15 protein-coding genes are annotated in these 16,369 nt (G+C 69.4%); 7 read left to right on the forward strand and 8 right to left on the reverse strand.

Going from position 1 to position 16,369, the window contains the following annotated elements:
- Positions 1-187: 187 nt before the first annotated feature.
- Positions 188-1,599 (forward strand): IS3 family transposase gene (locus FHX32_RS19795; protein ID WP_486481008.1). Its coding sequence is split into 2 segments (ribosomal slippage): positions 188-538 and positions 541-1,599, totalling 1,410 coding nucleotides; the frame shifts between segments, so codons are not numbered across the junction.
- A 115-nt stretch (positions 1,600-1,714) separates the two neighbouring features.
- Here the strand turns inward: FHX32_RS19795 and FHX32_RS19800 are convergent.
- A complete protein-coding gene (locus tag FHX32_RS19800) occupies positions 1,715-2,371 on the reverse strand; it encodes a TetR/AcrR family transcriptional regulator (protein WP_167185072.1) in 657 nt (218 codons plus the stop codon).
- Positions 2,372-2,576: 205 nt separating this feature from the next.
- On the opposite strand from FHX32_RS19800, the gene FHX32_RS19805 reads away from it, so the two are divergent.
- Entirely contained in the window at positions 2,577-4,775 is a 2,199-nt protein-coding gene (locus tag FHX32_RS19805; RefSeq protein WP_208418889.1) for an MMPL family transporter, read from the forward strand.
- Positions 4,776-4,922: 147 nt separating this feature from the next.
- Here FHX32_RS19805 and FHX32_RS19810 read toward each other — a convergent pair whose 3' ends face one another.
- Together FHX32_RS19810 and FHX32_RS19815 are read right to left on the reverse strand one after the other, a co-directional pair.
- The gene (locus FHX32_RS19810) at positions 4,923-5,444 is read right to left on the reverse strand and encodes a TetR/AcrR family transcriptional regulator (RefSeq protein WP_167185078.1); all 522 of its coding nucleotides are present in this window, start codon (positions 5,442-5,444) and stop codon (positions 4,923-4,925) included.
- A gap of 127 nt (positions 5,445-5,571) precedes the next feature.
- Positions 5,572-6,174, reverse strand: coding sequence for a TetR/AcrR family transcriptional regulator (locus FHX32_RS19815; RefSeq protein ID WP_167185081.1), 603 nt, complete (start codon positions 6,172-6,174; stop codon positions 5,572-5,574).
- A gap of 254 nt (positions 6,175-6,428) precedes the next feature.
- Between FHX32_RS19815 and FHX32_RS19820 the strand changes: the two genes are divergently transcribed.
- Complete coding sequence (locus tag FHX32_RS19820) at positions 6,429-6,617, forward strand: hypothetical protein (protein ID WP_167185084.1); 189 nt, start codon at positions 6,429-6,431, stop codon at positions 6,615-6,617.
- Positions 6,618-6,723: 106 nt separating this feature from the next.
- Positions 6,724-7,071, forward strand: a complete 348-nt coding sequence (locus tag FHX32_RS19825; protein ID WP_208418890.1) for a hypothetical protein — start codon at positions 6,724-6,726, stop codon at positions 7,069-7,071.
- A gap of 322 nt (positions 7,072-7,393) precedes the next feature.
- On the opposite strand, the gene FHX32_RS19830 is transcribed toward FHX32_RS19825, so the two are convergent.
- Complete coding sequence (locus FHX32_RS19830; RefSeq protein ID WP_167185088.1) at positions 7,394-7,894, reverse strand: hypothetical protein; 501 nt, start codon at positions 7,892-7,894, stop codon at positions 7,394-7,396.
- Positions 7,895-8,166: 272 nt separating this feature from the next.
- On the opposite strand from FHX32_RS19830, the gene FHX32_RS19835 reads away from it, so the two are divergent.
- Entirely contained in the window at positions 8,167-8,538 is a 372-nt protein-coding gene (locus FHX32_RS19835; protein WP_167185090.1) for a metalloregulator ArsR/SmtB family transcription factor, read from the forward strand.
- Positions 8,539-8,612: 74 nt separating this feature from the next.
- Here FHX32_RS19835 and FHX32_RS19840 read toward each other — a convergent pair whose 3' ends face one another.
- Positions 8,613-9,458, reverse strand: a complete 846-nt coding sequence (locus FHX32_RS19840; RefSeq protein WP_167186263.1) for a glutamate ABC transporter substrate-binding protein — start codon at positions 9,456-9,458, stop codon at positions 8,613-8,615.
- A gap of 431 nt (positions 9,459-9,889) precedes the next feature.
- Here FHX32_RS19840 and FHX32_RS19845 point away from each other — a divergent pair, with 431 nt between their 5' ends.
- Positions 9,890-11,527 (forward strand): alpha/beta hydrolase family protein, encoded by a 1,638-nt coding sequence (locus FHX32_RS19845; RefSeq protein ID WP_167185094.1) that lies wholly within the window; start codon positions 9,890-9,892, stop codon positions 11,525-11,527.
- 735 nt (positions 11,528-12,262) lie between these two features.
- The gene (locus tag FHX32_RS19850; RefSeq protein WP_167185097.1) at positions 12,263-13,912 is read left to right on the forward strand and encodes an FAD-dependent monooxygenase; all 1,650 of its coding nucleotides are present in this window, start codon (positions 12,263-12,265) and stop codon (positions 13,910-13,912) included.
- Here FHX32_RS19850 and FHX32_RS19855 read toward each other — a convergent pair.
- The 3 genes from FHX32_RS19855 to FHX32_RS19865 all read right to left on the reverse strand — a co-directional run bounded on the left by FHX32_RS19855 (position 13,804) and on the right by FHX32_RS19865 (position 16,103).
- A complete protein-coding gene (locus FHX32_RS19855; RefSeq protein WP_167186266.1) occupies positions 13,804-14,082 on the reverse strand; it encodes a SulP family inorganic anion transporter in 279 nt (92 codons plus the stop codon). The two genes, FHX32_RS19850 and FHX32_RS19855, sit on opposite strands and share 109 nt — an antisense overlap.
- 19 nt (positions 14,083-14,101) lie before the next feature.
- Positions 14,102-14,254: a hypothetical protein gene (locus tag FHX32_RS34575; RefSeq protein WP_208418891.1), complete on the reverse strand. Its 153-nt coding sequence runs from the start codon at positions 14,252-14,254 to the stop codon at positions 14,102-14,104.
- A gap of 628 nt (positions 14,255-14,882) precedes the next feature.
- Positions 14,883-16,103, reverse strand: a complete 1,221-nt coding sequence (locus FHX32_RS19865; protein ID WP_167185100.1) for a hypothetical protein — start codon at positions 16,101-16,103, stop codon at positions 14,883-14,885.
- Between the last annotated feature and the right edge of the window lie 266 nt (positions 16,104-16,369).

A 16,369-nucleotide genomic window follows, 5' to 3' on the forward strand; every position in this document is an offset into this window, starting at 1 on the left:
ACGATGAAGTGGCATGGCGTCATGCCCCGAGCCACGTTGGAGACAGACCTTCGCCGCGTCGTCGATGCCCTGTCTGCCAGGGTGAGTTGAGGCCAACGGTTCATAGCAAGTCCGTCTGGCAGGGCGAGTTCAGGATCGAGATGCGTTGAGTACTGCTGTTGATATGACGGTGGCCCAGGATGGGGTCATGAGTCGCAAGAAGGGTCCGCGGTCGGACGGGCCGCGGGCGCGCCGGTCGTTCAGCCCGGGGCAGAAGCTGGACCTGTTGACCCGGTATGAGCAGGCTGTCGCGGCGGGTGAGGGCGGGGCGTTTCTGCGGCGGGAGGGCTTGTACTCGTCGTTGATGAGTGAGTGGCGCCGGGCCCGCGATGCCGGGCTGTTGCAGGGCAAGCCGGCTGGGGAGACGGTCGGGCGGCCCAGCGCCGAGCAGGCCGAGATCGCCCGGTTGCGGCGGGAGCTGGAGCGTACGCAGGCGAAGCTGGCGCGGACCGAGACGGCGCTGACGATCATGGGAAAAGCGCGCGAGCTCTTGGAGGAGATCTCCAGGAGCGAGCCGGACGATCCGGACGTGTTCGGGCTCGGCAGGCGCTGATGGACACCTACCACGCGTTGACCGGTGCGGGGACCACCACGCGGGACGCGAAGCGGCTGACCGGGATCGCCCGGTCCAGCGCCGATCGTGACCGACGTCGGCCGACACCGTCACGCCCGGCGCGGCGTCCGCCGGTGAACGCGCTCAGCCCGGCCGAACGGGAGCAGGTCCTGCAGCTGCTGGACAGTCCCGAGTTCGTTGACGCCGCGCCGGCGCAGATCTACGCGGCGTTGCTGGACCAGGGTGTGTACGTGGGCTCGATCGCCACGATGTACCGGATCCTGCGCGAGCACCGGCAGGTCCGCGAGCGGCGCAGGCTGGCCCGGCACCCGGCCCGCCGGCGTCCCGAGCTGGTCGCTGACGCCCCGAGGCAGGTCTACAGCTGGGACATCACGAAACTGCCCGGCCCTGCGAAGAGCGTCTACTACGACGCCTACGTGATGATCGACATCTACTCCCGGTACATCGTCGGGGTGCGGGTGCACGCCCGCGAGTCCGGGCCCTTGGCCGAGGCCATGATCCGCCAGGTGTTCGACACCCACGGCGTCCCGCACGTGGTCCACGCCGACCGGGGCACCTCGATGACCTCGAAATCCGTCGCTGACCTGCTCGAGGACCTGGCCGTTACCCGCTCACACTCCCGGCCGAAGGTGTCCAACGACAACCCGTACAGCGAGGCCTGGTTCAAGACGTTGAAGTACGCGCCGGTGTTCCCCGACCGGTTCGCGTCCCTCGCGGACGCCCGAACGTTCATGACCAACTTCGTGACCTGGTACAACCATGCCCACCGGCACTCCGGCATCGGTCTGCACACCCCCGCCGACATCCACCACGGCCGGCACCACACGGTCCGCGCCCACCGGGAGGACACCCTGGCCGCAGCCCGCGCCGCGCACCCGGAACGGTTCAGCACCACCCGGCTACTACCGAAGATCCTCGACCTGCCCGAACAGGTCTGGATCAACAAGCCCGACCAGGAAACGAAGCCCCTCCCACAAGCCGCTTAACTCCCGCTGGCCTCAATCCCTTGACACGTTCCGATGCGCCGGGCACGATATGCCAGTTCCGGGCACCTGCGGCAGCCGCACGCCTCGCGTTGGCGGCAGGGACACGCTGAGGTGGCTACGGCAGCCCCGGTGACCGTCGCCGATCCGGGCTCTGGCCCTCTGGCCCGTGCGACGCTGTCCTGGCCCCCTGGAACGCCAGGTCGAGCAGGAGCGTCAGGTGCGAGGCCACGTCCTTCGCCCGACCCTCGGCCCAGTCGCGCATGGCGGCCTCGAAGGTTCGCGCGATGTGTGCGGTGATCAGGGCCGGAGGGATGTCGGTGCGGACTGCCCCGGCCGCTGCACCCTCCTCGATCATGCGTTCCACCACGTCGAGGACGGGCGGGCGGGCTCCCTGGCCGAGCAGAGCGGCGTGCCGGATGGGCAGGGTGTAGACGAACCTGGCGAGCTGTTCGTTGCTCGCCATCCGGGTCGCGGCACCGACCAGGAGTTCGCGGATTCGAGGTAGCGCCTCGGCGGGCGGTCCTGGTGGCGCGGCCACGGGCTCTCGGCCGAGCAGCCGGGCGAAGAGTTCGGCGAGGATCTCCTCACGCTCGGCGAAGTGCTTGTAGAAGGTGGCGCGGGAGATGCCCGCCGCCTTCGCTATGTCCTCGACCCGTACGCCGACGTAGCCGCGTTCGGCGAACAGCCGTAACGCGGTTTCCAGCAGCTGGTCGCGGGCCCGTTCGCGCAGGTCGGCACCGACCGGGCCGAAGCCGGGTGGGCGTACGGCCATCTGATCCTCCAAATCCGGTCGCGCGGGTCCGGGCACGCCTTGACGGTCACCTGGCCACAAATCTACGCCAGTCGGCTCTCTCCTCCGCCGTCGCCCGCCGTGAGACTGCTACTTCGACGCGTGTGTATCGTCTGTCTAGACACGTGTCTCGTTCTGGACACCGCCCCCTTCCGGGGGGTTCGATTGACCCGTACCTTGTCCCGTTTTGGAGGTTTCAGCCTTGCTAGCTGCTTTCGGTAGATTCTCGGTACGGCACCGTTGGCTCGTGGTGATCGCCTGGGCTGTGTTGCTGGTCGGCGCGCTGGCAGGCGGCCAGCAGTACGGCGGGTCGTTCACCAACGACTTGACGCTGTCGAACACCGACTCGCAGGCGGCGTACGACACGTTGCGCGAGCGGTTTCCCGATATGTCGGGTGATGGCATGCAGGTGGTCATCCACAGCGACGACGGGGTGACCTCGCCCGAGGTGCGGCGCGCGGTCGACGCGTCGTTGTCGCAGGTGCGCGCCGACCCGGACGTCGCGACGGCGCAGTCGCCGTACGGGCCCGGCCAGCGTCTGGTCTCCGACGACGGCCGGACCGCGATCGCCACCGTGCAGTTCACCGATCGCGCCAAGGACATCCCGGAGGGCGCGGTCGAGCAGGCGCAGGCGTCGTTCGACTCGCTGCGCGACCTGGGCGTGCAGGTCGAGTACGGCGGCCCGGCGGTGCAGACGGAGTCCGGCCCCTCGGGCAGCGAGGTCTACGGGCTCATCGCCGCCGTCGTCGTCCTCCTGGTCGCGTTCGGGTCACTGTTCGCCATGCTCGTGCCGATCGTCACCGCGCTGATGGCGCTGGGGCTGGGCCTGGCGGTGATCGAACTGCTCACCAACTGGGTGACGATCGGCACCTCCGGTCCGGTGGTCGCCGCCATGATCGGGCTCGGTGTGGGCATCGACTACGCGCTGCTGGTCGTCACTCGGCACCGCGAAGGGCTCGCCCAGGGCCAGGACCCGGCCGAGTCGATCGAGCAGGCGATGCGGACGGCCGGCCGTGCTGTCCTCGTCGCCGGCGCCACCGTCATCGTGGCGATTCTGAGCCTCTACCTGATCGGTATTCCGTTCGTGTCCGCGCTTGGTCTGGCCAGCGCGATCACCGTGGCGGCCACGCTGCTGGCCGCGGTGACGCTGCTGCCCGCCCTGCTCGGGATCTTCGGCCGCAAGCTTGACCGGCTGCGGGTCCGGCGGATCCGCTTCGACCACGGCCGGGAGGGCGGCTGGCACCGCTGGGCGCGCGGGGTGCAGCGCTGGCGGTGGATCGCCGTACCGCTGGCCGCGGCGCTGCTGGTCGTCCTCGCCCTGCCGCTTGCCTCGCTGCGGCTGGGCACCGGCGACGGTGGCTCCCAACCGACGGAGTCCACGCAACGCAAGGCGTACGACCTGGTGGCCGAGGACTTCGGCCCCGGCATGACCGGCCCACTGCTGGTGACCGTCGGCTACCCCACGGGCACCTCGCCCGAGCAGGCCCAGCGGGCCAGCGGCGAACTGCGCGCCGACCTGGCGGCGACCGAGGGCGTGGCTCAGGTGTCGCCACCGCGCCTCGATTCCGACGGCCGCACGGCGGTGCTGACCGTGGTGCCCATCGGTTCGCCTGACGACGAGTCCACCGAGCGCCTGGTGCACCAGCTGCGCAGCGACGTGCTGCCGTCAGCGGCGGATGCGGCCGAGGCCCACGTCGGCGGCGCGACGGCCACCAGCATCGACCTGGCCGACAAGCTCGACGAGCGGATGATCTGGTTCATGCTGCTCGTCGTCGGCCTGGCCTTCCTGGTCCTGCTGATCGAGTTCCGCTCACTGCTGGTCCCGCTCGTCGCGGTCGCGATGAACCTGCTCGCCGTCGGCGCCGCCTACGGCCCGGTCGTGGCGGTCTTCCAGTGGGGCTGGTGGCCCGCCGACCTCATCGGCGCCCAGCCCGGACCGGTCGAGTCGTTCGCCCCGGTGATGCTCTTCGCCGTCCTCTTCGGCCTCTCCACCGACTACGCGGTGTTCTTGCTCAGCCGCGTCCACGAGGAGTACAAGAAGACCGGCGACGCCCGACGCTCGATCGTCAGCGGTATCGGCGCCACCTCGCGGGTGATCCTGGCCGCGGCGTCGGTGATGGTCGTCGTCTTCGCCAGCTTCGTCCTCAACGACCAACGCACCGTCCAACTGTTCGGCTTCGGGCTGGCGACCGCGATCGCGATGTACGCGCTCGTCGCCATGCTCGTACTGACCCCGGCGCTGCTCACGACTCTCGGCCGGGCCGCCTGGTGGATGCCGGGCCGGAAACGTCGGGCCAGCCGACGGTCGCTCCGCGATCGAGCTGGGCGTCCCGGGGTTGACCAGCCCTCGGCGGCGAGCGGCGACGGGTCGAGGTCCGCTTCCTGACGGCACGACCCGTACCCCTGTCGGGCCCGGCCGCGTTGCGGCCGGGCCCGCCGGGCTATCGCGGCACCGGCGACCAGAAACAGCCGCCGGTAACGGTCGGCAAAGCCGTGGCGCAGGTTGGTGCGGGTGCACCCCGCGACGGGGCGGTCAGGGGCGTGGCGTGATACCGCTGGTGAGGGTGCCGAAGACGAGGTCAGCCACCTGGCCGTCACCGAACCCCGTGTCGGCCGACGCGCGGACAGCGGCAACGAGCATCGAGGCCATCGCGATCACGACCCACTCCGGCGGCAGGTCCGACCGGATCAGTCCCGCCTCCTGCCCACGCCGCACCACCGCCTGCAGCGGGGCGAGCACCTCGGCGCGTTGCTGGAGGAACGTCGCGTCCAGGTCGGCCCCTTCGACGATCAGTGCGCGGAACCGTACACCGAGGGACGCGAGCGCTTCGACCGCGCGGCGCAGTCCCTCCAGCGGCGTACCCTCGTCAAGCCGGGATGCGGTGATCGCCTCGGCGGCGCGGACCAGCGCCTCCGCACGCATCGCCGCGAAGAGCTCCTGCCGGGTGCTGAAGTGCCGGTACAGGGTCGCGCGGGCGAGACCGGCCGCCTGCGCGACCTGGGCCATGGATGCGCCGGGGCTACGCGCAAGCGCAGCCGTGGCAGCTTCCAACAACGTCCTACGGTTACGCTCCGCGTCGCTACGCGACATTGGCGGGGGCTTGGCCGGCACCTGTCCTTAATAGCAGTTTCCCGCTCCCGACCGGGCCGGGCCCGGCCGCCGATGCCGCTCGACCCTGCGGTTACCGCTCGGCGGACGACAGCTCACCGGTAAGGTACCGCTGCAGGGTCGCGCCGACGGTCCTGATCACGATGTCGGCCGGGGCCGCCACCAACGGCTCCAACCCGACCAGGTAGCGACTGAACGCAAGGCCGGCCAGCTGCGAGGCGACGAACGCCACCCGTAGCGGTGCTTCGGCCCGATCGAGCCCGCACCTGCTGATCACCGCGTCGACCACGTCGGGAAAGATGACCTCCCGGACCAACCGTGCGATCTGGTCGCCCGTCGCCGCCGTACGCAACAGCGCGCTGGCGTTCGCACCCGCGCCGCCCTCCCACAACCGGAGAAACTCGGCAACGATCCGCTCGCCCAGCGTGTCGACGGCACCGGTGAGCACGTGTGCGAGGATCCGGTCAGGATCGACCGCACTGCGCAGTACGGTGAGGAAGAGCTGCTCCTTGGCACCGAAGTAGTGGTGCACCAACGCAGGGTCCACGGCGGCGGCCGAAGCGATCTGCCGGATCGTGACACCACCGAAGCCGCGCGCGGCGAAGGCGTCCCGCGCGGCGGCGAGGATGGTCTCGCGCGTGTCCGAGCCAGCCGGGCGCCTGCCGGTCCGTGCCATCGATCCTCCCACCGTCTGCCGATCTCCCCCGGCCGCAGCGGCGGCCTCGTGCCGTCAGCAGCATGCCCCGGCCCTCCGGTGTGCCTGCATCCGGCACGCGCCTCGCATACATCCGCACCTCTAGAAGCTAGACGTTCATGTCACAGTTCGCCTAGAGTCAGGCCGGCGGCCAACCGGTCCGCCCCTCCCGCGGCACCCGCTGCCCGGGTCCCGCCACGGCCACGTGGCCTGCTGTTTGGAAGGAGTGGAGCCCCGTGTTCGACACCATTGCCGGCCTGCCGACGCACCCGTTGGTCGTGCACGCCACGGTGGTCGTAGTGCCGGTCGCCGCCCTGGTCGTCGGGTTGGCCGGGCTCGGGCACAGTGGCGCGGAGGCTGCGTGGTCCGACGACCGTGGGACGCACCACCGCGACCTGAGGAGGCAGGAATGGCCATGGGTGTGAAGGGACGGCGACGGTGACCGCGGCAGACGAACTACCCACCGGAGCGAGCGCTCCGGCTGCGCCTTGGCGTCGACTGTCTCGGCACTTCGTCGAGATGGTGGCGGCGATGTTCATCGGCATGGCGGTGCTGGGCATGGCCACCCGTCTCGCCCTCACCCTGCTCGGCCACGCCGACCTGCTCGATTCGCTTGAGGCGCGGGTCGTCCTGATGATGTTCAGCATGGGCGCGGGCATGACGGTCTGGATGGCCTACCGCCGCCACCGGTGGGCCGGCATCGTCGAGATGAACGCCGCGATGCTCCTGTCGTTCGCGGTACTGCTCGTGCCGTTCTGGGCCGGCGCGCTGCCCGAGTCGGCGGTGATGACCGTGGGTCACGTCCTGATGCTGCCCGCCATGGCCCTGGTGCTGTTGCACCGTCGAGCCGAGTACGCGCACAGCCACGAGGCCAGTTGACGCCACGGGAGCCAGTTCCGACCCGCAACAACCGGCGGCGCGTGGCGTATGGCCCCCGGATACGAGGGGTATGCGGCAGGCGGTAAGGCTCTGGTTGTCGACTTTGGCTGATGGAGGCTGCCTCCTCCTTCTTCCGGGCCTCCTGCCGCCCCTGTTCGAAGCGCCGCTCGCCGGCTCCCGGCTCGAAGTTCCTGATGTTGCCGAGGATCATGGGCACCAGCGTGGACGGTCCGCAGCGCGTCCCCGGCGAGCGCTTCGCCCGCCAGCGGTTGCGAGCCGCATCGCTGATACCAGCCGCCCCGGCAAGCGCGCCGCACAACACCTAGAACAGCGGAGTGAACACGCACATGAACCCGGACCTCGCCCCACGCTTGGATTTGACCATCCAGTACTCGCCCTTGCGCACCACCGTGCCCGCGTACGAGTTGATGTCGTTGCCGGTATTCGCCTCGCACACGCGCTCGGTTGGCGGGTCCGAAGGCCCCACTAGCAGTTGGACCGTGTCGGTGAAGCCGCTGTCGAAGTACGCCGAGACATAACCGGTGCACTCGGCCTGATAGACCAGGTTGAAGTCCACCGTGTACCGCTCCTGCGCCACGTGTTCGGCCGCGGACAGCTGCCTGAGCGCGGCCAGCGCGGTCTCGGCCGACTCCCGTAACCGATCAGCCTCGGCGGCCAGGTCCCGCAGCCGCAACGTGTCGTCCAGCAGCGGCCGGATCGTCGCGTTCTCCAGGGCCAGCCGCTCCACCTGCGCCTGCAGCTGCGCCACCTGCGCCTGCAGCGCTTCGATTTGGTCTCCCCGGCCGAACATGGCACCCCTCACCGCGTGAACATCGACGCGACGCTACCTGCCGCCCCGGCGCGTGAACAGAGCAGAACAGCCATCTCGTCGGGACCACACGGACCAGCCCGGTGAGCCGGCACCACGCCGTACCTCGAGCTGAACATCCTGCCGCCAGCGATGCTGGAGTGAGCGCGCCGTCGGGCTGGTCGCCCGTCCGGATGCGCAAGGGTTGGGGGTCGCAGCGTTCCTCGTACGTCTTGGTGGGGCTGGTCCCGCGCTTCCACGGACCTGTCGATGGTGCTGGTGGAACGATGGAGGACGTGGGAATCGTGAAAACTGCACTGCCTGCCATCTCGCCGCTCGCTGGCGAGCCGATCAAGCGTGCCGACGCCGAGCGGCTCGCGGGGGTGCTCAAGGCAATCGCCGATCCGGCCCGATTGCGGCTGCTCAGTCTGATCCAGTCCGCTCCGAACGGCGAGGCATCCGTCACCGACCTCACCGCACCGCTCGGTCTCTCCCAGCCGACCGTGAGTCACCACCTCCGAATCCTCACGGAAGCCGGCCTGCTCGAGCGCGAGAAGCGCGGCGTCTGGGCGTACTACCGTCTGGTGCCGGCCGCGATATCCGCGATCGCCGACCTGCTGACCCCACCCCGCAAGCGAGCGACGAAGAAGGTCCGCTGAGCGCTAGCGCCACGAAGCGCGCCGCCGCAGAGGCGGCAGGATCGTGACGTTTGTCGCCGCCGACATTGGGTCACTCACGCACTGCAGTGGCTCATTCTGCCGGCATCCAGCGTCGGTGTCGGTAGCGGATTGCCGCTCTTGCCCAACGTGGCCTCCCAGGCCGCTTGGTACGACCCGTCCCGCGCGGCGGCCTTTAGAATCTCGTTGATCTTCTCGCAGCCGGCTTTGTCCTTCTTTTTCAATCCGATGCCGTAGGGTTCCTCGGAGAAGGTCTTGCCCACCAGCTTGAATTTGCCCGCGTATTCCGGCTGCATGGCGTAGCCGAGGAGGACGACGTCGTCGGTGCTCATCGCGTCGATCGCGCCTGACTCGAGGTCCGGGAGGCACCTCGAGTCCTGGTCGTACTGCTGCAAGCGGGCCTCCGGGTACTGGGACCGGAGCCGCCTGGCCGATGTCGAGCCGGTGTTCGAGCAGACGACCTTGCCCTTCAGATCCTCCGGGCCCCTGATGGCCGAGTCGGTCTTGACCAGCAGATCCTGGCCGGCGACGTAGTACGGACCGGCGAACCTGACCTCCTTTTTGCGCGCGTCGTTGATGGTGTAGGCGGTCACGACAAAGTCGGCCGTACCCTTCTTGATGGCCTGTTCGCGTATCGGTACGTTGGTGTCCTTCCACTGGATGTTGGCCGGGTCGACGCCGAGTCCCTTGGCGACGATTTTCCCGATCTCGACATCGAAGCCCACGTAGGTGCCATCCGTTTTCAGGCTGAGGCCCGGCTGATCGGGAATTACGCCGATGGTGAGCGTCTTTGTCTTCGCGGCCTTCTCGATGACACCCGGGCCGCTGTCGCCCCCACCGCAGGCGCCGGTGGTGAGTGAGAGTGCCGCGACCACGACCATCGCCGCCCGCGTGACACGCATTCCTCTCCCCTTCTTCGACCGCGCACGGCCCCGGAGCCGCACACCCACCCGGGACCCCCTCACGCGTCGGGATCGTCGCAGGAAGTCCTTGGCCGCTCGCTCACCGACCAGGTGCGGGTCGAGCGCAACGGACCATTCGTCGAAGAGCATCGCCGTGGGCTGCACCGCCGCGGCGCGGGCGGCTGGCCGACCGGGTGTCGACGGCGGCAGGCAAGACGAGCAGTCGGCCGATCGCCCTGCCCCATCCTACCGTCTCGTCTCGGCCGTACGGGTCAGTTGCGACTATCTCGATGAGGGCGGAACAGGGGATGGGACGTGCTATGCCGCAGACTGCCCCGGGCTCGCCTACTTGGTCCGGTAATAGTCGTAGAACGGTAAGTTGACCCCAACTGGTCTCGCACCCTCCGGTCGACGGGCGGAAGGGAGGAACCGTGCGCCCTGAGCGGGTACGTCTGCTGTGGCTGCTCGTCCTGACCGCCGTGCCGGCGGCGGCCGTGGCTGCCGTGTTGTACGCCGTCAACTTCACCTCGGCGTTCGGCCTGGCGCCCCAGGCCAGTGCGATCACGCCGTACGGGGCGTTCTTCGACCTGCGCTGGATCCTGGTGTATCACAACTCCTGGGCCATGTTCGCCGGCCTGTTGCTGGGCGCCATCGTGCTCCGCGGACTGTTCTCGGCCGTACTCGTCGCGCTCGCCTGGCCGGCTGAGCGGCCGTGTCCGTCGTTTCGCCAGCTGGCCGGCCGAAACCTGGCCTTCACGGCCGTCGTCGCCGTGGTTCTCTCGCCGTGGACCGCACTGGCCGTGGTCGCCTCGGACGTTTCGCTGGCCTATTTCCAGTTCCTCGAGTTGGTGCCGGTGATAATCCTGGCCCCGCTGCTCCAGCGGGGTGGGATTGTGCCGAACTGGTGGCGCGGCCTGCCGTCGGCCGCCATGGTCGGCTGGTCGCTGCTCAACTTCGTGACCCTCGCCGCGGGCGCCGCGCTCGTCTGGTCCGTCCCGGATTGGTTGACGGTGCCGGCGGCCGCCGTGGCCGGAATGGTCAACGGCCTGCTGTGGCAGCAAAAGGTGCGCGCCACGGTGCTCCAGCGCCGGGTGCGATGGGCTCGACTGCCCGTAACGCCGCTGGTCCTCACCTTGGTCGTGAGCAGCCTGCTGTTGGTCGAATACGCCGAGGACCTGGGGGCCCGCGGCGCCGGCCAGTCGCTGCAACCCATCGACGCCCTGCCACAGTTCGGGGACATCGACCACCCGGTGATCTTCCTCGGCGGCTACAACTCGGCCCACTACGGCGATCCGTCGGAATCCCAACCTCCCATCGTGCGCTTCTCGTACCGGGGCACCGACAACCACGGCAAGCCGGTGTTCTACTCCCCGGTCGACACCCACCAGTCGCTGTCCACCAGCGCCCAACTGCTCGCCACCCAGGTGGATCAGCTTCACGCGCGTAGCGGTAAACGGGTTTCGCTGGTCGGACAGAGCGAAGGCGCTCTCGTCGTACGCTACTACCTGGACCGCTACCCGCACCCCGCAGTCGACACGGTGGTGCTGGACAGCCCGATCCTGCGGGCCGGGCGAATCTACTACCCGCCGCCGCAGGCCCGTTCGGGCTGGGGCATCGCCACGGGCTGGCAACTGCGCGGCATGTTCAGGCTGATGGAGGCCACCAGTGAGGCACCGGACAGTCCCGACTCGCCGTTCATCCGCTCCCTGCTGGACGACGCCCCGTTCTACCGCAACCGCCTGCTCTGCCCGGTGCCGGGCGTACGGATGATCGCGCTACTGCCAATAGTCGATGCCATCACGGTCCCGGCGGAGCTCAACGCCCGGATTCCCGTGGTCCAAATGGGCGGCTTCCATGGCCACTTGCTCGACCGGCCAGCCGGACTGCGCCACCTGGCCGATCAGCTCACCGGCAAGCCGCCGAGCAACCTGCTCCGTTGGGAATACTCGGCCCTCCAGCGGGTCGCCGGGGCATGGCAGGCGCCAGCCTTGCCGTTGGCACTCAACCCGGCATGGCACGCCGCCGACCAACCCGATGCGGCATTGCGACGGGAGCCCTGCCGGCCCTGAGCCGAACCGCCATGGTTGCCCGCCCAGCGCCACGACTTTCGTCGGCTCGGCCACCGGCCGGCTCGGGTGCCCGCCCCTGCGGAACTGCTCGTCCTGGCTGCCGGTAGCAGAGGCCCTGGCGTCGCACGGCGTACGCTTCGGGGCCCTGCTCGTCGAGGGCGCCGACCTGGATCCCGCCCTTTTTGCAGCAGCGTGCCGAGGTGCTCGCCTCCCTGCATGAAGTCGTCCGGCGGGGACACGAAGCGGGGTTGATCCGCCCCGAGCTGTCGGCCCAGTGGATGGTCACGGCGATGGCCGCGCTCCTGGCAGCGGGCGTCCGCACGATGGCCGGCGATACCGATCATGGCGCCGTGGCCAATCTGGCTTCGAGACCCTCACCGACGGCATCGCCGCCAACCCTTGAGGTGCGCGCACGGATGGCCCTTGCCGGCGCTCCTGTTGAGCAGGGCCAGCGATGGTTGCTCGCAGGCGTACTCGAGGTCCTTGATCTTCGACTGACCACCGCCTCAATCAGTCCGGGAAGGCGTTCGGACCGCCGTCGCCGCCGTGGCGGCGGTGGCCAGCACGCTCGGTCGCGTGCGGATCGGACACAGCGGGTCGAAAGCCGCTTGGCCGGAGACGCCAGAACGAAGGAGACGGGCTTTCCTCGACGAAACTAGACTCCTGTGTCTCACTTAGGCTACGGTTGCTGCCGGCAGTCACCTCCCCGACCTCACTGCCCGGAGGAGAAAGAAAGTGACTTTCGAGCACCCCGTCCTGAACGCCGCGCAGACCGCTACCCGTAATGTGCCGCAGCACCAGCCGCTGCCGGTGCAGGACGACGTGGACCCCCAGGTCGACGTCCTGGTTGTCGGCGCCGGTCCGACCGGTCTGACCGCGGCGTCCGAAGCGATCCGACATGGCCTGACTGTCCGGATCGTCGAGCGCAGTCCGTACCGCTCCACCTTCTCGAAGGCTCTGGTGGCCCATGCCCGCACGCTCGAGGTGTTCGAGACGATGGGGATCGCCGACAAGGTCCTCGCCGAGGGCACCAGGTTCGCAGCCCTGAACACCCACGCCGGTCGCCGGCGTCGCCCCGTCCGCGTCGATCTGCTTGATCAGCCCTGGGGCGACACCACCTATGCATTCTGGCTGTCCATCCCGCAGTACGCGACCGAACGCATCCTCGAGGGACACCTCAACGATCTGGGGGGCGATGTCGAATGGCAGGTCACCCTCGATCGCCTTCGAGATCGTGGCGACCACGTCGAAGTGACGCTGACCCACCCCGACGGCGAGGACGAGGTGGTACGGGCTCGCTGGGTGGTCGGTGCCGATGGCGGGCGCAGCCGGGTACGCGAGCAGGTCGGCCTGCGGCTGGACCGTGCGGACGCGGGCGCCACCTTCATCCTGGCAGACGTCAGAACCAGCGCGAACCTGGTCGAGGACGAGGGACACGTCTTTCTCCACCCGGCTGGACTGCTGCTGATCGTGCCGATGCCGGAGCCCCGGCGGTGGCGGATCATCGCTCACGTGCCGACTCCCCCGGCGGGCGCGCCGATCACCATCGACGCCACCTTCCTTGATGAGCTGATCCGGGAACGCTCGGGGATCGAGTTCGGCAGCCACGACGTCGTGTGGGAGTCGCAGTTCAACCTGAGCCACGGCGTGGCCGATCACTACCGCCGTGGGCGAGTGTTCCTCGCCGGTGACGCGGCGCACGTCCACAGCCCGGTCGGCGGGCAGGGCCTCAACACCGGGGTACAGGACGCGCACAATTTGCTCTGGAAGCTGGGCCTCGCCCGGCGGATGGACGCCGAGGCCGCTGAGCGGCTGCTCGACAGCTACGAGGCGGAGCGTCGTCCGGTCGGCCACGCGATGGTCCGGGGCACCGCCCAGGTCACCCGGATCCTGACGACCCGAGGCAGTCTGATCCGAACGGTGGTGGGTGCGATGGCGCCACGGATCATCCGACGCTCCGCCGTCCAGGCCCGACTCGGCCGCAACGTCGGCATGCTTGAGATCGCCTACCCGGAGAGCCCGATCGTGCCCGCCGCCGCGGTCCCGGCCGGCGCCGGCCGCCGCATGCCCAACCCGGAAATGCGGTCCGGCGGCCGGCTCTACGAGCGACTGGACCGCACCCGGCATACCTGGGTGGTACGGGCACCCGCCGGCGAAATGACCCCTGACCCGAACCACCCCCGGTGGAACGGACTGCCACTGGTTCACGTCACGGACGACTCGCTGCTCCGCCACGTGGACGGCGTGGCGCGGGTAGCGCTCGTCCGCCCCGACCGCTACATCGCTGCGGCCGGAGACACCCCGGAGGCCGTCTGGTCCCAGGTCGACGGCCGATTGATCCCCGCTGCGGACACCGCGCCCCGTACTCCAGCGAGAACCGACTGACCGACTGTTACTCGACCGGCCATCCATCCGCAGAACACCAACACGCCGGTCATTGCCCCGCTGACGCGGGTGCGGGCGCCGGCCAGTCGCCCGAGCGCGGTCCGGGAGAACGAGCCGCCGACCGCGTATCCACCGCCGAATCCGGCCGCGAGGTTGGAGTGGACCCTCAGCGGCGCCCAGGTAGCCGCATCAGCCGGTTGCCGGCGCCGTTATCCCGGCGGCCGACCGGCCCTGGCCCCTCGCCGTCAAATCGAGGCTGGTGACCAGGTCACCGGTGGTCACCCAAATTCGTCCGGTGCGCAGGCAATCCATGATGTCGCCGTAGTCCTGCCGGGCCAGCACGTACGTCTTGCTGTACTCCCCGGCCAGAAGTCGGAATCGCCGCGGGTCCAGTGCACGTGCGAGTCGGACGTGGCGGTAATCCACCAGCGCCGGCCCTCACCGAGCAGCGAGTCCCACAGCCCACCGACCCGGGCGGTCATCTGGTCGAAGCCCCGTAGGTGGGGCGGTTGCCGTAGCCGCCCCGGGCCCCACCGTTGGGCGGACCCGCCCGGTGCCCCGGCGCGCCCTCGACGCCAACGTATATCTCCGGCGCGACGTTGTGGCCGTTGCGGAACTCACGCGGGGTGTCCTGCCCGTAGACGCCGAGGCCGGGCGCCGTCCGGGACGCGTGGTGGGTAGGCGATCACCATCCACCGCCGAGACCAGGCGGCCGTCGGTCGCGCGAGGCAGCGGGAGCTTCGCCAAGCTCGTGCGTATCCGCTGGAGCCTGATGCAACAGCGGGTGAACACCCGCGACGTGGCGCATCCGCCGCTGGTCGGCAAACACGATTTCGTCGCCGCCACATGTGGCCAAACGGTGTGGCTTCCGGCCACGGGCGTTGTGGCAGGCACGCCCTTCCGAGTGGGATGGCGGTCCGTCACGCACTGCGGCCGGCGGGTGTTCGTCCCGTTCTCCTACTTCCGGCCGTTATTCGGCTACTCGTGCCATGGGGTTCGGTCGTCCCTTGTCGTCGAGGATTCCGGGGAACTGAAGCTCATCTGAGGCGTACGCGAGGCAGCGCTCGGTCAGCTCCGCCGCCATGCCGGTATGTTCGGCGAGGAAGCGGATCCACTCCGGTAGCACCGCGACGAGCGCGGCGGCGAAGTCATCGTTGTAGAAATCCCGCAGGTGCAGCACGGTCGCCGCTACCTTGTGCGGCGAGCAGAACGGATACAGCGCGGCTTGATCGTGCGGGGACCAGGATTCGGCCATCTCCGCGGCGAGTTCGTCAGCGCCGGCCGGGCCCTCGTCCGGCCGATCGCCTGCCGTGCCGTCGTGGTAGCCGAGCTGCCGCAGCCGCTGAGCGAACTGTGCCTCCGCTTCGGCAGCCGTGAGCCGTACGGAAGTTCGGCCGCGCGCGCGGCGGACCGCCTCCCGGACGGTCCTGCTCAGCCGCCGACTGCGCAGGAACTCGGCGTACTGCTCCTCGTTCTCCCCGCCGATCCGCAATCTTTCGATATCGCCGCTCAGCAGGCTGCCGAGCGTTTCCGCGTCGTCCACCGGTATCAGGGCCGCACCGGCCGCCGCCTGCCCGACCGATTCACGCCAAGCGGCCAATGCGGACTCTGTCGAGGGGTAGAAACCGTTGTGTACGGCGACCACCTCGTAACCGCACGTATCCACGTCCCACAGGTACCACCGATCCGGGCCGTCCGGCGACGTGAACGGTGCGACCACCGCCCGACGACTGCCGTAGACGTCGCGCGCCCACAGCACCGGGCCCGTCACGGCACGCCCGCGCGCGACCTGTTTCGCCGCGCCGGCACTCACGTGCTCGGCGACCAGATCGCGGGCGGACTCGCTCAGCGGGACCGGCAACACACCGGCAACAACCGTCAGCAGCCGTTGGAGAACAGCGACGTCCGCGCCAGCCCCGGCTGCTTCGTGCAGCCGCTCGTCGATCACTGCCAGCAGGGCGTGGGTGAGGTCTTCCGGGTTGACCATGTCCTCCAGGGCGCGGCCCTCAAACTGCGTCATCGCCGCGCCGTAGCGGGCACAGAACTCGTCCTCGAGCTCGTCGTCGGACCGGCCTGGGGCGACCGTGACCAGGGAGTCGATCACCGCCCGGGCTGCGTCCCCGGCCAGCGCGGTGCGATGCTCGGCAAGCTTCCGGCGATGGTCGAAAAGCTCACCGAAGGCATCAGCCAAGGGCGCTCTCCTCGACGTCGGGGCCATCGGCTGACGCGGGGACCGGCGGCCGGACCCGGACTTCTTCTTCCGCTTACGAGATACGGGCACCGCCGGATCGTACTCACGACGAGGCGAACCACCGAACTGACGACATGCCATGCACAGCCACCCGCCACCCCGAGCGCAGCCACCGCGCCAAATGACGCCGTGACGCAGAGCGGCCACCGTCTGAGCGCCAAGAAGTTCGCCTACTCCACCGAGATGGTCGGGGCGATGGCCGTCGG

Source organism: Micromonospora sp. CNZ280 (assembly GCF_011759515.1).